The organism is Nitrospira sp. T9 (genome assembly GCF_052156535.1).
Taxonomy (GTDB): Bacteria; Nitrospirota; Nitrospiria; order Nitrospirales; family UBA8639; genus Nitrospira_E.
This window is the reverse complement of the sequence record NZ_JBQKUP010000041.1, coordinates 105,372-119,634: the sequence shown is the minus strand read 5'-3', so window position 1 is coordinate 119,634 and position 14,263 is coordinate 105,372. Positions and strand designations below refer to the sequence as shown.

Annotated in this window: 11 protein-coding genes; 5 read left to right on the top strand and 6 right to left on the bottom strand. The window is 52.7% G+C overall.

The genetic code is table 11. The features are described 5' to 3' along the window. The first annotated feature begins 51 nt into the window (after nucleotides 1-51). From ACTRXD_RS17435 to ACTRXD_RS17420, 4 genes are all read left to right on the top strand, one after another. On the top strand, nucleotides 52-1,941 hold the full coding sequence (locus ACTRXD_RS17435; protein ID WP_442433055.1) for a copper resistance system multicopper oxidase: 1,890 nt from the start codon (nucleotides 52-54) through the stop codon (nucleotides 1,939-1,941). Next, nucleotides 1,938-2,846: a copper resistance protein B gene (locus ACTRXD_RS17430; RefSeq protein ID WP_442433054.1), complete on the top strand. Its 909-nt coding sequence runs from the start codon at nucleotides 1,938-1,940 to the stop codon at nucleotides 2,844-2,846. Before ACTRXD_RS17435 ends, ACTRXD_RS17430 begins: the two co-directional genes overlap by 4 nt. A 216-nt stretch (nucleotides 2,847-3,062) precedes the next feature. Next, nucleotides 3,063-3,413: a four-helix bundle copper-binding protein gene (locus ACTRXD_RS17425; protein ID WP_442433053.1), complete on the top strand. Its 351-nt coding sequence runs from the start codon at nucleotides 3,063-3,065 to the stop codon at nucleotides 3,411-3,413. 484 nt (nucleotides 3,414-3,897) lie between these two features. Beyond that, the gene (locus tag ACTRXD_RS17420; protein ID WP_442433435.1) at nucleotides 3,898-6,336 is read left to right on the top strand and encodes a heavy metal translocating P-type ATPase; all 2,439 of its coding nucleotides are present in this window, start codon (nucleotides 3,898-3,900) and stop codon (nucleotides 6,334-6,336) included. Nucleotides 6,337-6,536: 200 nt separating this feature from the next. Here the strand turns inward: ACTRXD_RS17420 and ACTRXD_RS17415 are convergent, their stop codons facing one another. Then, nucleotides 6,537-6,899: a hypothetical protein gene (locus ACTRXD_RS17415; RefSeq protein ID WP_442433052.1), complete on the bottom strand. Its 363-nt coding sequence runs from the start codon at nucleotides 6,897-6,899 to the stop codon at nucleotides 6,537-6,539. A gap of 11 nt (nucleotides 6,900-6,910) precedes the next feature. On the opposite strand from ACTRXD_RS17415, the gene ACTRXD_RS17410 reads away from it, so the two are divergent. After that, on the top strand, nucleotides 6,911-7,369 hold the full coding sequence (locus ACTRXD_RS17410) for a hypothetical protein (protein ID WP_442433051.1): 459 nt from the start codon (nucleotides 6,911-6,913) through the stop codon (nucleotides 7,367-7,369). A 379-nt stretch (nucleotides 7,370-7,748) separates the two neighbouring features. On the opposite strand, the gene ACTRXD_RS17405 is transcribed toward ACTRXD_RS17410, so the two are convergent. The 5 genes from ACTRXD_RS17405 to ACTRXD_RS17385 all read right to left on the bottom strand — a co-directional run bounded on the left by ACTRXD_RS17405 (nucleotide 7,749) and on the right by ACTRXD_RS17385 (nucleotide 14,182). Beyond that, nucleotides 7,749-8,810 carry a metallophosphoesterase family protein gene (locus ACTRXD_RS17405; protein ID WP_442433050.1) on the bottom strand — a complete coding sequence of 354 codons (1,062 nt, stop codon included), beginning with the start codon at nucleotides 8,808-8,810 and terminating at the stop codon, nucleotides 7,749-7,751. A 197-nt stretch (nucleotides 8,811-9,007) separates the two neighbouring features. Continuing rightward, nucleotides 9,008-9,289, bottom strand: coding sequence for a hypothetical protein (locus tag ACTRXD_RS17400; RefSeq protein ID WP_442433049.1), 282 nt, complete (start codon nucleotides 9,287-9,289; stop codon nucleotides 9,008-9,010). A gap of 463 nt (nucleotides 9,290-9,752) precedes the next feature. Further along, entirely contained in the window at nucleotides 9,753-9,998 is a 246-nt protein-coding gene (locus ACTRXD_RS17395; protein ID WP_442433048.1) for a helix-turn-helix domain-containing protein, read from the bottom strand. Between the two features lie 186 nt (nucleotides 9,999-10,184). After that, nucleotides 10,185-10,622: an ion channel gene (locus ACTRXD_RS17390; RefSeq protein ID WP_442433047.1), complete on the bottom strand. Its 438-nt coding sequence runs from the start codon at nucleotides 10,620-10,622 to the stop codon at nucleotides 10,185-10,187. Between the two features lie 23 nt (nucleotides 10,623-10,645). Next, a complete protein-coding gene (locus tag ACTRXD_RS17385) occupies nucleotides 10,646-14,182 on the bottom strand; it encodes a DEAD/DEAH box helicase (protein WP_442433046.1) in 3,537 nt (1,178 codons plus the stop codon). Between the last annotated feature and the right edge of the window lie 81 nt (nucleotides 14,183-14,263).

The following is a 14,263-nucleotide window of genomic DNA, read 5'->3' as shown; positions in this document are numbered from 1 at the left end:
CCAACTCGTCATAGTTCCATTCTATGGCCGGAATAAAATGAAAGTTCAACCATGAGCATAAACAGGGATGGTCAAGACACTCGTATGACGCGTCGCTGGTTATTGAAAGGGGTCGGTGCGCTGGGAATCATGGCGGCTTTGGGTCGCCTCCTTCCTTCCTATGTTCTGGCCGGCACAACTATGGCAGAAGCGGGATTTTCTTCAAAACTACACGGAAAGACCATTGATTTACGCATTGCCGAATCTCCGTTTCAAATCGGAGAATTGACCGGAATAGCCAAGACCATTAACGGCACGTTACCCGGTCCTTTAATTCGTTTGCAGGAAGGGGACAATGTGACACTCAATGTCACGAACCGGTTAATGGAAGATACCTCCATTCACTGGCATGGATTGCTTCTTCCGCCAAACATGGACGGTGTGCCTGGCGTCAGTTTCGGCGGCATTAAGCCTGCCTCAACCTTCAGCTACCGCTATCCCATCCGACAAAGCGGAACCTATTGGTACCACAGTCATTCCGGCTTCCAGGAACAATCGGGTGTGTACGGACCGCTCATCATCGATCCGATTGAGCCGGAGCCGTTTCACTACGATCGAGATTATGTGGTGGTGCTCTCGGATTGGACCTTCGAGTCGCCGGAATCGGTTTTTGCCAATCTCAAAAAACAAAGTGATTACTATAATTTCCAGAAGCGCGCCGCTCCCGAGTTCTTTTCCGATGTGTCACGAATGGGATTGGGGCCGGCATTGCAGAACTATCTGATGTGGGACCGGATGCGGATGGACCCCACGGACTTCGCGGACGTCACCGCGTATACCTATACCTATTTAATGAATGGATTGGCACCTGACCAAAATTGGACCGGATTGTTTAGGCCCGGCGAACGGGTGCGATTGCGCTTCATCGCCGCCACCGCTATGACATTTTATGACGTACGTCTGCCTGGACTTACCATGACCGTCGTTCAGGCGGACGGCCAAAACGTGCAGCCTGTGGCGGTGGATGAATTTCGTATCGGACCGGCAGAAACCTACGATGTAATCGTCCAACCCATGGAGGATCGGGCCTATACCATCTTTGCCGAAACGATGGATCGCAGCGGGTACGCGCGCGGCACACTGGCCCCGCGCATAGGAATGACCGCCCCACTCCCCGACCGTCGTCCGCGGCCGCTCCGGACCATGGCTGCCATGGGCATGCACATGGACGGCATGGACATGGACGGCATGGACATGGCCGACATGAACAAACATGATCAGCACGGCAACCTTCATTCCGAACACTCGGGAATGGACGAGCCCCGAAACCATGCCACGTTAAACAATCATGACAGCCACGAAATGTCAGGTCATGCGGGGAATGCATCGCGCCATTCGATGATTCCCGGCAGCACGCCCGTAAAACATGCTCCCGGTCATCATGGTACCGGCAATCAATCCGTCGCCGAATTTTCGCGTCAACAGCTGGATGAGCCTGGCATCGGGCTGGAGAATACCGGCACACGGGTGCTGGTTTACACCGACTTGAAAAGTCTTGCGCCCTACCCGGACCAGCGGGAGCCCGGGCGCGAAATTGAGCTCCACCTCACGGGCCACATGGAGCGTTACATGTGGTCATTCGACGGCAAAAAATATTCAGAAGCCAAGGAGCCCATTTTCTTTCGTCACGGCGAACGGCTGCGCTTCACCTTCGTCAACGATACGATGATGGAGCATCCCCTTCACTTGCACGGGATGTGGATGCACCTTGAGAACGGAGCAGGGGCATTCCTGCCCCGCAAACACACCGTCATCGTGAAACCGGCCGAGCGAGTTTCGGTTGCCATCACGGCGGACGCTCCCGGACGTTGGGCGTTTCATTGCCATCTGCTCTTCCATATGGAAGCGGGCATGTTCCGCGTCGTCGAGGTTTCCGCCGGGGACCCTACGGGGCGTGCATGAGGAAAATTTATCGATGCATCCTTTCACTCATGATCATCAGTCTCCTTATTTGGGATTTCAATTCGTCAGTTATCTTTGCCCAATCCATCCCCGACGAATCTACGTCCACTCATAAACACAAATCCCACCCCCAAGCGATACAGCCAGAAGGTCAGACTGACACCCGATCCGGGATATTCAGAGAAATGTCGGACACGGGATCACCTGTATTCCAACAACAGGACTGGCCCAGTCCTGTCATGGATGAAGAGAACCACGGTTTTTTCCTTGCCGACGTCCTTGAATACCGGCCGAACATTGGCGGGGACGAAAGTCATGACGACTACCGGTGGGACATCGAGGGCTGGTACGGGGGTGACTACAATCGAATCTGGTTCAAAAGCGAAGGCCAGCGGGACACGGCATTTAAGGCCGACTACGACATTGATTCACAACTCCTCTTCGGACGCTTCATTCAGCAGTATTACGATTTCCAAGTAGGGGGGCGCGTCGAAACACAATCCTATCGGGGACGGAACGTCACGCGAGGACTGGCGGTGATCGGGCTACAAGGACTCGTCCCGTATAATTATGAAATTCAGCCCGCCCTCTTCATTAGTCAACATGGGGACCTGTCCGCACGATTGACCGCAACCAAAGATCTCTCCCTCACGCAACGGCTGATCCTTCAGCCCCGCTTTGAGACGAATGCCGCGATTCAACGTGTACGAAAGTTCACAACGGGTTCAGGATTGAATAACCTTGAATTGGGGTTTCGGCTGCGCTATGAAATCCGACGTGAATTTGCCCCCTACGTGGGAATCTCCTTGGACAAAAGTTTTGGAGATACCGCCTCACTCGTGCGGGAGGAAGGTGGAAATCCAAGTCAAATTCGATTCGTGGTGGGCGTAAGGCTCTGGTTTTAATCAAATCTTTACCGCGAAATCCGCCTCCAACTGATTGTGTAGCTGGAGCTTCTCTTCTTCAAAAGTACACAACATCTATAGCCTCGCCATAACTTTATTCAAGGGTTATCGACAGTTTTCTTCGGGAATTCGCTCAGTTATCTTGGGTGGACAGGAATCGGTATTCTATTTTTCTAATGAGGGTGTGACCGGCAGCCTCAGGAAAGGAGGATTTTCATGGCCCATCAATACCAACAATGTGTGGACGCCTGCGTGCGATGTGCTGAGGAGTGTGAATGCTGCGCAAATCAATGTTTGGGTGACATGCCGGAGTGTGCCAGACTTTGTATCGATTGTGCAGACCTCTGCTGGTCCTGCACGGCCTTTATGAGCAGAGATTCAGAATTTAGCGCGGAACTCTGCGACATCTGTGCCACCATTTGTGATGCCTGCGCCGCAGAATGCGAAAAACATGACAACGAACATTGTCGACGATGTGCGGAAGCCTGTCGTCGATGCGCGGAAGAATGCCGCAAGATGAGTAAAAGCGCAGGCACCCGCCAGCAATCTGTTGGGGCGGCTCGCTAGTCGTGCCGTGAAAATGCCTCGGACAAAGGGATGCACGCCTTTGTCCGAGGCGTGAATACGAACAAGCAATCTCATTTTCCCCCAGCTCTCGAGGCGGGCAAAAGAAGCTTATTACGGATGTGATTTTCTTACTTGGCCTTTCTGAGAATCAAACGGATGATCTGCCTAGGGCAAAGCCTTTTATCTACAACCCTGCACCTCAGCTTTTCTGAATTTCAGCCAGGATGAGTCACATACAAATTATGCTTTGCATCACCTAGAAAAATTCCATTTAAGAGCCACTCCATCAATTCGGATTTTTTCAACCTCTGTTTGTCTTCCCCACTACAAAGGTAATCCTCTATACTGAGGTTAATGAGTATTTCTTCTTCCTCATTGAATTAAGGGGCACCCGCCTCTATACCTTCATTCGATCAGAAAGACAGTAACCATGGAACAAGAACCCTCAATTTCAAAAGATAAACCCCGGCGACGGGAACTGAGCATGGCCAAGGTTGAACAGGTCAAAGACCCGGTCTGTGGGATGATGGTGGATCCGCTCACCGCTGCAGGTAAATTTGAGCATGCGGGCACCATGTACTACTTCTGCAATCCCCGCTGTCTGGACCGGTTCAGCCAGGATCCGGAAGGCTATCTGACCGGCAAACATACACAGTCCATGGAGGCGGAGCCGGCAAAACCCGGGACGAAATACATCTGCCCGATGTGTCCGGGCGTGGAGTCTTCCAAACCGGCGGCTTGTCCCAAATGTGGCATGGCGCTGGAGCCGGATATCGCAGCCGCCCCGGCCACTAAAACAGAATATGTCTGTCCCATGCATCCTGAAGTGGTACAGGACCAGCCGGGCTCCTGTCCTAAATGCGGGATGGCTCTCGAACCAAGGGAAATCACACTTGAAGAAGAGGAGAATCCCGAACTCAAAGACATGACGCGGCGATTCTGGATTGGTCTCGTGTTGGCCTTCCCGGTTTTTTCCCTGGCCATGTCCGAAATGATTCCCGGCCAACCCATTCAGGGAATCCTGCCACCTTCGGTCATGTCATGGGTACAGTGGGCATTAGCCACGCCCGTGGTCTTATGGTGTGGATGGCCGTTCTTTCAGCGCGCGTGGGTTTCGCTCGTGAACCGCAGTCTCAACATGTTTACGCTGATTGCGTTGGGAACCGGCACAGCCTATGTCTATAGCACCGTGGCGACGCTTGCGCCTCAATTATTTCCTGCCTCCTTCAGAGGAGAGGGCGGTGAGGTCGCTGTCTATTTTGAAGCCGCGGCCGTGATCACCGTTCTCGTGCTATTGGGCCAGGTTTTGGAATTACGGGCTCGCAGCCAGACAGGCAGCGCCATTAAAGCCTTGCTTGGCCTGGCTCCAAAAACTGCCCGGCGAATTCGCGAGAATGGCGAGGAAGAAGACGTCCCCGTGGATTCCGTGCATCCAGGAGACAAGCTTCGTATCCGGCCGGGAGAAAAAATTCCAATCGACGGAGTCATCCTTGAGGGTCAAAGTGCCGTGGATGAATCGATGATTACCGGAGAATCGATCCCGGTGGAAAAAGAGGCAGATGCTCAGGTCACCGGGGGAACCGTCAATGGCACGGGAACGTTGGTGATGCGAGTTGAACGAGTGGGTCGGGATACCGTCCTGGCGCAAATAGTTCGCATGGTCAGCGAAGCCCAACGCAGCCGGGCCCCCATTCAACGGATGGCCGATCTGGTAGCCGGCTATTTTGTCCCGATTGTCGTCGGAGTAGCGTTACTGACCTTTTTGATCTGGGCGATGTTCGGGCCCGAGCCTCGTATGGCTCATGCCCTGGTCAATGCCGTCGCCGTTCTTATTATTGCCTGTCCCTGCGCTTTAGGTTTGGCCACTCCTATGTCGATTATGGTGGGAACCGGACGAGGAGCCACAGCCGGGGTCCTCATGAAGAATGCTGAAGCCCTGGAGCAATTGGAAAAAGTGGATACCCTCGTCGTCGATAAAACGGGAACTCTCACAGAAGGCAAACCCAAGCTGATGTCAGTCATTTCCCTTTCCGATATGGCGGAAGAGGACCTGCTGCGATTGGTCGCCAGCCTGGAACGCAACAGCGAACATCCTCTGGCCTCCGCCATTGTGAACGGGGCGAAAGACAAAGGGCTGGAGTTAGGGAAGGCTCAGGACTTTCAGTCGAAAACCGGCAAAGGCGTGACCGGAACCGTTCAGGGACACAGCATGGCACTCGGCACACGGAAGTTTTTGGAGGAAGAGCATCACGTGAAGCCCGAGGCCTTCGGGCCATTGACGGACAAGGCCGAGGACCTGCGCCGGGACGGCCAAACCGTCATGTTTGTGGCCATCGCAAATCAGATCGCCGGACTCATCGGAGTCGCCGACCCGATTAAACCATCAACGTCGGAAGCCATTCGCCTGTTGCATGAAGAAGGGATTCACGTGGTCATGGTGTCCGGTGACCATCAACAAACCGCACAGGCGGTTGCGAAGAAGCTCGGCATTGATGAGGTGAAAGCGGAAGTGTTGCCTGAGGAGAAAAGCCGGATCATTCAACAATTTCAGGCACAAGGAAAAATCGTGGCCATGGCCGGAGACGGCATCAATGACGCACCCGCCCTCGCTCAAGCCCAGGTCGGCATTGCCATGGGGACCGGCACAGATGTGGCCATGGAAAGCGCCGGAGTTACCCTGGTCAAAGGTGATCTTCGAGGCATTGCCCGTGCACGCCGACTTAGCCAGGCGACCATGCGCAACATTCGTCAAAATCTCTTCTTTGCCTTTTTCTACAATGCCATCGGGGTGCCCATTGCCGCCGGTATTCTCTATCCGGCATTCGGCATCCTCTTGAGTCCGATGATTGCGGCAACCGCCATGACGTTTAGCTCAGTTTCGGTCATTACCAATGCCCTCCGATTACGAACCATCAAGCTCTAACAGAATGGTGAAATTGTATGCCCTGACTCAGGCCGTAGGGGAAACCGTGCCGGCGACTGAATTCCCGGCCTTCGGAGCCGAATCGACTTCGGCAAATAGGCTTGGCAGGCAAGCCGACGGTTATTTGAACCAATGAAAAGGAGGAGAGATGGATCCCCGCTACCAACCTGTGGGGATGACGACTGGTATAGTTTCCCCCTTTACCCGACCCGTTCTATATCCTCAATGGCATGCCATGTCGTTCCGGTGGGATATCTCAGTTGGCTGACGGTTCTGTATGTCTGCTCCCCGTCGCTCATCATAAGAGAAAACCAAAATCCCTTTGCGTGAGGGTGCCCCGCCATGTTGGGTGGCCCCTTCAAGAACGGGTCCCGGTTTTCTGTTATCAACGGCGGCCGTTTGAGTCGGTCTGTTGCGGGTGGGAACACAGCCTTGGGCGTAAGGGCCGCGTGCAAGCACACCAAGGCGAGGATGTAGGTTGCTGCGGCATAACCTGATGCCGCTGATCTGACTTGGACATTCTGGTACAATGCTCTTATGTACCCCATTCGGAGCTTAAACATTCATGAGATCCATGAGCAGATACCTTCTCTCTATTGTGGCGGTTATTGGGCTGGGGGGCGCCCTCACAGCGGGTCAACTAATGGCCCAGCCTGGCGAAATTGACATTTTCAATCAACAGGACACCAGAGTATTCAAGGCGGCGGCCTGTACAAAAGATCGCCGGCCGGTTGAAGCGCTGTACTACATCGTGGCCAGCCGGTCCGATCTGGCTAATGGAAAATCGTCTCCATCATCGCACCTGATGAAAGAAGCAGTGGATGGTAACTGGCGACAGATTGCCTCCCGGTTGACGATGGAGCAAGTGACGGAAGAACGCTTTGCCGATACCTATAATGCTCTCTTGAGCGAAATGATCCCACTTTTACAGCAGGCAGTTGAGGAGAAGAGTGGCGTGTCCATCTCCGTCTCTGAAGTCAACAGCAGATCGATGGACCAGACCAAGGATCAGGACGTTCCAGCTTGCGGTTAGGGACACAGTGCCTTCCCTCTAACTCCACGGAAATTCGGTGCGGCCATAAATTGTTCTTCCGCAAAAACCCTCACCAGCTGCGTAACCAATCGTAGAACAATCAATGTTCTCAGCCAACGCCCTGGTCGGTTGGTTTAAGTGTGATTCCGTAGTTCGGGAGGACTCCCTGTTCTCCCTGTTGCGGAGGACCGGCGCCTGAGTGGGATGTCGGTGTAGGAGTGGGATCGAGAAGACCTGTCGCTTGATCTGAAGCGGATTTATATGGTGGCGGTGACCACCCCGATAAAGGGTACCCCTGGCCTAAGTATTACACACATCTCCACACCCAGGGTTTAGTTGACATCCGGCCATCTCTGTCTGCCTGGTTCAATATAACCATTTATCCCTTCTTGGGTAAGACACAGGAACCAGTCCCGGTGTCCAAAGGTGGGGTTCCTCCAACGGGCAGGAATTCCCAGTTGTACCGATCGGAATAGAGTTCGAGTTTCAGAACGCCAAGCGTGTCTGCTTGGAAGAATTCACTATTTTTTTGTCGTGTTTCAAGGGAGTGCAAGGGAGCGCCACCCGTGCCCACGACAAACGCGCGAAAGCCGCGGGCGTGATCAAGGTCCCCTTCGGCATTCTGGGGGGCAAACCGTTCGTAATCATGGTCATGACCCTTGAGCACCACGCTGACCCCACTGGCATAGAGGGTCTGCAAAATATTTTTCATCCTTTGGGATCCCCCATGTCGGCCGGAGCTGAACACGGGGTGATGCCAATAGGCGAGGATACAATTGGCGTCGGTGGCCGCTAAATCCTGTTGGAGCCACGCATGTTGGATTGAGATCGTGTCGCGATCCTGGCTCTTTTCCAATTTGCTGTTTAAGGCGATGATGTGCCATCCACCCAGATCAAAACTGTAATACCCTTTCCCCGTCTCCCCGGCCCGGGGACCCCAGTAAGCGAAATAGGGCAGAGCGTTCCTCGTTTTGTATTCATGGTTGCCTGGTACCGGATAGGTTCTGTGCTTGAGCCGCCCCCATGTCCGGTCATAACATTTATTGAATGACCGGGAGGACCCATGGGGATACCCAAGATCACCCAATGCGAGAATTCTGCCCTTTCGACCATAAAGCAGGTTGGCGGTTTTTTCTGCATTCGCGTGATAGTCGGTTTCCTCAATCCAACCTACGAGTTCGAGAAGCTTGTGGAGAGCAGGCTCCTTCTCTTCTTTCTCTTCCCCCACGCTTTCGGGTAACAGACCCACCACCTGCATTAACTCCTCCCACTTAGAGTGGTCACCGTTACATTTTGCAATGTCACCCGCAGCAAAAATGGTTTCCGGAATCTCGGGTACAGAAGAAGAGAGGGTTGTTCGTTGGGCATGTGCCGGATACGCCACTGAGAACAGCGCCACCGTGATTATCATGCCAAGTAGCCAGGGACGAATCTTCGTCATCGCCATGCAATCTTTAAATAGCATTCCTTGAACACCACCGCCTTGAAAAAGAGGAAATTCAGTTATTCCAGAGTTTTTTCTTGCTCCATTCATTGGGCTTGCTGAAAATGTATTTTGGGAGGGACACAAACTGCCCACAAAACAGCCTGACATAGGACTCAACAAGCCCATCATCACAAGGGCCCATGACAAATAGATCAAAAACAGGATGCATGTCTCACTAGATAATGTTGTGTTGCAAAGTGTATTCCTTGACTTCCTGATGTCATTGATAGTCTCAACCCATTTCTAAGGTTTTGAAATTTTTCGCGTTTTTCTTTTATTACATCCTCTTCACAGCAATCTGCCTGTTGGAGTTCGCTTGGGTTGAGCGTTTTCGCTCTGTGGCAATGGTGAAAGATTGCACGTTTGAAAAAAATTTGCCAATAGCCTGTCCCGTAAAAATATTTTTCTCCAAGCGCACTTTTTAATGCAATCACGGCAATCGTAATCTTCCCGATTCAAAACACCGGAAACGCATGCATGGCTACCACCAGCTATTTGAGCCCAAAGCGTTTCCCCTTTTTCTTAATCATACGTGGTCAATATGAAGATGCTATGAATTTGTCATGAAGATGTTTTCATACAGGAGAGAATACGCTCAATTCCCGGTATTCATAAACAACCGTGCCCTCCAATGCCACCTGTCGGGCGGTTGCCCCCTGAGGACGGGACGCCGGGGTGGTTCATGCTAGATCCGCCCACCGGTCTTCCGATACGGCCACTTTGGTTTCCACTTGGGGTGTGGTGGCGGGGCAACACGCGAATCAATTCAAGCGCAACCACATTAATTTATTGAGAAATGGCCTCGTGAAATACGGCGGGCAGCTGGTTTTGGTATTTGAGCCGATCCGCAATCAATTCCGCGGTCCAGCCACGATGTAATATATTGCGCACATACTCTCAGACCACGTTTGATTCGAATCGGTCTCGCTTCGCGCGCTGGTGGAATCGACTTTCAGCCATCAGCTGGGCCCCCCGCGGATAATCATGCTGCCCACACCAGAGGTTCCGTCGCAGTTCGCGACGGATGCTGGTATGCCTGCGCAGTAGGCGTCGTCCCATTTCGCTGAGGCTCAGGTGCTTTTTCCGCCACAAATAGATGAACGTGGGTTCTTTCTGGTCGAAATGCTTGTACCTCTGGTTCATACACCACCCCCCTGGGTGCCTAAGGATACCGTGGTGCACGACGTTTTAGGATTCGGGCGGTTTCGGTCATTACCAATGCCCTCCGATTACGAACCACAACATTGTAAATTTTCCAAAACCTGCCCAATAGGGAAGAAAAGACAAGCCGCAGAGATTGCCCTCCCAAATGGCGGGACATCGACTCTCTTACCCTGACTTAGTATTCTTGCGGTGAAGGGTTTCCATTTGGAGGTAGATGCAGGACGCCGTCCAGGTAATCAGAACCAACCCGGTCAGTGATTCTATTCCGGTGAGAAAGCGAAGCGGGCCGGTTGGAATAAGATCGCCAAAACCTAAAGTCGTATAGGTGACAAAAGAGTAATAGACACAATCTTCAAATCCAGGAGTCAACGCCCCCACGAACGTCCCATATTCTTTGGCGAAGATTAAACCATAGTACCCCGCCGCAAAAATCAAAATTTCTATGATATGCGCGATCAACGCCAATAAGATGCCCCAGATGACGCCTAACCTTGGTCGTCCGGATCCAGGGGGTATGAAGATGAAAATTCGGCAGACGACTTCATAATGAACCATGACAGACAAGGCGACGAGCACCGTAGTGACAAATAAGGTCAGAAACATGTATGCCCGTGGTCAACGACGGTTCATTCCAAAAGAAAATCAAAATCTTTTTGTGAGAGAGACGCTCCGCCGCCATGAGGAGTGGCCCCTTCCAGGACAGCGTGATAGAGATCCAATTTCTTCTGCTTCAATTCCATCATTTTCTCCTCGATGGTATGTCGCATGAGCAACCGCATGATAGACACGTTCTGCGTTTGCCCGATGCGATGCGCACGGTCAGACGCCTGATTTTCCACGGCCGGATTCCACCAGGGATCGAGGTGAAAGACATAAGACGCTTTGGTGAGATTCAGCCCTTGCCCGCCGGCTTTAAGACTCAATAAAAAGATAGACGGGTTTGCTCCTTCCTGGAATTTCTGAACCAGTTTTTTTCGGGTGGGCGTCGGTGTGGAGCCATCCAATCGGACATGAGGAATCTCATGCCCATCGAAAGCCTGTTCGACGATATCCAGAAACGACGTAAATTGGGAGAAGACCAGCGCACTATGCCCTTCATCAAGAAGCTCCTTGAGGCGATCAAGGAGACATTCAAGTTTCGGGGAAAGTTCGGTATGCGCGGGACTGAGCAATTGCGGTGACAAGCAGATCTGTCGGAGTTTGAGAATGGCCGTCAGCGCGATGATCCGGGCCTGCGCGGGTGTTTGACTTCGATAGGCGGCAGCAATGGTCGAACGAATTTTGGTGACCGTCTGTTGATATAAACTCTTTTGGCGATCTGTCAATTCCAGATACAGATCCGTCTCAATTTTCGGTGGCAGTTCTTTGAGGATTTGACTTTTGGTTCGACGCAATACAAAGGGTCTGCTCCGCTGCATGATGGTCTCTAACAACGCCGGTGATGGCGTTTTCATTTTCCCCTTGACCTCTTCATAGTCTCCCAGCAGACCCGGCACGCACAAATCCATCAGGGCATAATATTCTCCCACATGATTTTCCAAGGGTGTTCCGGTCATCACGCATTTAAAATACCCTTTGAGACGTCTTGCGGCACCGGTGGTTCTGGCTACAATGTTTTTGACCGCCTGGGCTTCATCGAACAGAATGACATTAAATGGGATCTTTTCGAGGATCGCAATGTCCCGTCGGATCAGACCGTAGGTCGTGAGGACCACATCGGCTCCCGCAAATGAAGACGTGCGTTCCTTCCCGGTATACGACTGTATAGTCAGTGAGGGATAAAATCTGGAAATTTCATGTTCCCAATTAAATAAAAGGCTGGGAGGAAGCACTACGAGGTGTGGACCTTGAATCGGTTCCGGTGCTGTGATGAGGCCTTCTTTAATCCCGGCGAATAGACAAATGGCTTGCAGCGTCTTCCCCAATCCCATGTCATCCGCCAGGCACGCACCCAGGCGATGTTGATAGAGAAACCCCAGCCATCGATACCCCTCTTGTTGATACGGGCGAACCGTCGCATCCACGACTTGAGGAAGGGGAATAGGCTCAATCTGCTCAAAATGCAGCAACCGGTTGATCAAGGCTTCATCCGCCGGAGGGAGAATGACGGTCACCCCCCGTTTTCTCAGGGCCACCCAATCCAGGATTTGCAGTTTCGGGACACGAACGACAGCTTTTTGTTCCCGGTGTTCCATACTGGGCTTATTGGAGAGGAAGGCAAACGCGCGCAAAATGGCCTGGGTGTTCTGATCCACAATCCGGATGATGCCGTCCGCCTCCATCATTCCACCCCGTTCAAGAATTTTTTCTATATCCTTGGCTTCGATCCGCACCCCGTCACACAACAGTTCCGGTCGAAGTTCAAACCAATCAATGCTTGACGCCCGTCGAGCATCGATCGAACAATCCCACTGCGACGTGGTAATGGGCTGGTCTTGATAGAAGAGCCCGATGCCGACTTCCTGCAATTTTGCATGAAGCTCGGGAAGCAGGGGATAGAGGTTGGTGAGCGACAGACTCATTTCATCATGCTCCACCATTCCCTCGAAAAGCGAGGGTCCCCACAGCGTATATGGAATGGCATAGAGTAAGGCTTCTTTCGCCCAATCGTTCATCACCACACTCCAGTGCCCATCGTGAACCACCAGCCGCACACTGGGCTCAAGTGCGGGCGAGGAAAATCGCTGAAGGATCTGTTCGGCCTCCGCCTTCAGTTTAAATGGACGGAATTCATCCTGAGCAATGCAGGCCTTTACCAGTTTCCTGACGTCCGTTGGCTTCTGATGACCGATCAATTGGAAAAAGGTGTCATAAAGGAGTGCACGGCGTTTCTTTGCCTTCAATCCGCTCGAGACGGTTTTGGCTCGTTCAAGAAATGGAAATATCCGGAAAATAGGCACACTGGGTCGCCCCTGACTTTCTCCGAGCCAACATTCCGCGCGGAGGACCCCTGTCCCCAAATCCAATACCGACGTATCCATCGGAATGGCCTCGGGAATGAACGTGAGGCGATACTGGTAGGTTGGCGCCTTTCCGGAATGGCGGTGATCAGTGAGTGGAACCTCCTGCCCGGCACACTTGAGCAACACCGACCGCAGGATTCGGTCTTGTTCATGAAGGGGAATATCCAGTTGTAAGGTGATAAATTGTTCGACCGGAATGGAAAACGTGGGTCTTGCCATTCCGGTGGGACGTTCCGATGAAAGCCGGCCTTCGCGATGGTGGGATGTCGCCGGCAGGGCCAACGGTCTGCTAAGCGGGTCCGCAGGTTCAATAACCTGTTCCCGCTGACTGTTCTCATACAACAGATCGTATATGGCCCATCCACCTTCATCCTCAAGTGGCCCAAGCTTTTTGGCATTCAAATCAGCCGCAAACCCCAGACAGGCGTAAGAGTTCGGTTGCACCTCCCCATAGCGTAAACAACAGGCGGCAATCGAAACGTGCGACCCGAGAATGTCCAGTTCTGTCTTGGTGGTATACAGCGCATCCGGTGCCCATTCCAAAGGAAATCGTCCGTCCGCATTCTCGTAAAACAAGGCATGATGCTGGCCGTGATGTTTCAGGAAATCCCGTAACCCTTCCTGGACGGACCATGCGGGATCCTGCGTGGCTCGAAGCAGCACGGCCAACTCGGTGGGCATCCCGGCAAAGGATTGGCAAATGTTCCCATGGTTGGTAATGCGAATGGATGACACCCCGTGGTGATTGCAGAGAGTAATCTCGAACCGTGGAGGAGCGGCAGGGGTGGGTGTTTTTGAGGCCAAAGGGGTCCCGGCGCGTTCCATGAGTTGTCGCAGGAGTAGCGCTCGTTGAGTGGAATTGGTTGAGGGCATCCGGAAGGTATCGGGAAGCAGGAGATTGACTGTGGTCAGGAGAGCACAAATGACATGTTTACAATGCGACTCAGGCGTCCACACCGGACAGGTACAGGAAAAGGTCAGCTGCCCGTTGTGGACACCAAACCGAACCAGATACTGGGTCGCCCCTCGCACCGTAGCCGACAAGATAGACTGCGTCCGGTCCCAACTATAAGACTCGAGCCGTCCTTGGGCATAATACTCATATCCGCGAAGGACAAAGGCCTTGGAAGCCAGGAAGTAGACATTATTCGGAGAGAGGACTTTCAGGTGTTCCAGGACACCAAAGGGTTCTACGGACATCGTTCCCCTATCATCGTACAGGAACCTGAGCGATCAACAAACAGGCACGACCTCTGGCACAAGGGCATTCCCGGTCGTGAT

Excerpts from the sequence above, each read along its gene's own strand:
- ACTRXD_RS17435 (WP_442433055.1), top strand. The coding sequence starts at position 52 with ATGAGCATAAACAGGGATGGTCAAGACACTCGTATGACGCGTCGCTGG.
- ACTRXD_RS17430 (WP_442433054.1), top strand. The coding sequence starts at position 1,938 with ATGAGGAAAATTTATCGATGCATCCTTTCACTCATGATCATCAGTCTC.
- ACTRXD_RS17425 (WP_442433053.1), top strand. The coding sequence starts at position 3,063 with ATGGCCCATCAATACCAACAATGTGTGGACGCCTGCGTGCGATGTGCT.
- ACTRXD_RS17420 (WP_442433435.1), top strand. The coding sequence starts at position 3,898 with ATGGCCAAGGTTGAACAGGTCAAAGACCCGGTCTGTGGGATGATGGTG.
- ACTRXD_RS17415 (WP_442433052.1), bottom strand. The coding sequence starts at position 6,899 with ATGTTTAAGCTCCGAATGGGGTACATAAGAGCATTGTACCAGAATGTC.
- ACTRXD_RS17410 (WP_442433051.1), top strand. The coding sequence starts at position 6,911 with ATGAGCAGATACCTTCTCTCTATTGTGGCGGTTATTGGGCTGGGGGGC.
- ACTRXD_RS17405 (WP_442433050.1), bottom strand. The coding sequence starts at position 8,810 with ATGACGAAGATTCGTCCCTGGCTACTTGGCATGATAATCACGGTGGCG.
- ACTRXD_RS17395 (WP_442433048.1), bottom strand. The coding sequence starts at position 9,998 with ATGAACCAGAGGTACAAGCATTTCGACCAGAAAGAACCCACGTTCATC.
- ACTRXD_RS17390 (WP_442433047.1), bottom strand. The coding sequence starts at position 10,622 with ATGTTTCTGACCTTATTTGTCACTACGGTGCTCGTCGCCTTGTCTGTC.
- ACTRXD_RS17385 (WP_442433046.1), bottom strand. The coding sequence starts at position 14,182 with ATGTCCGTAGAACCCTTTGGTGTCCTGGAACACCTGAAAGTCCTCTCT.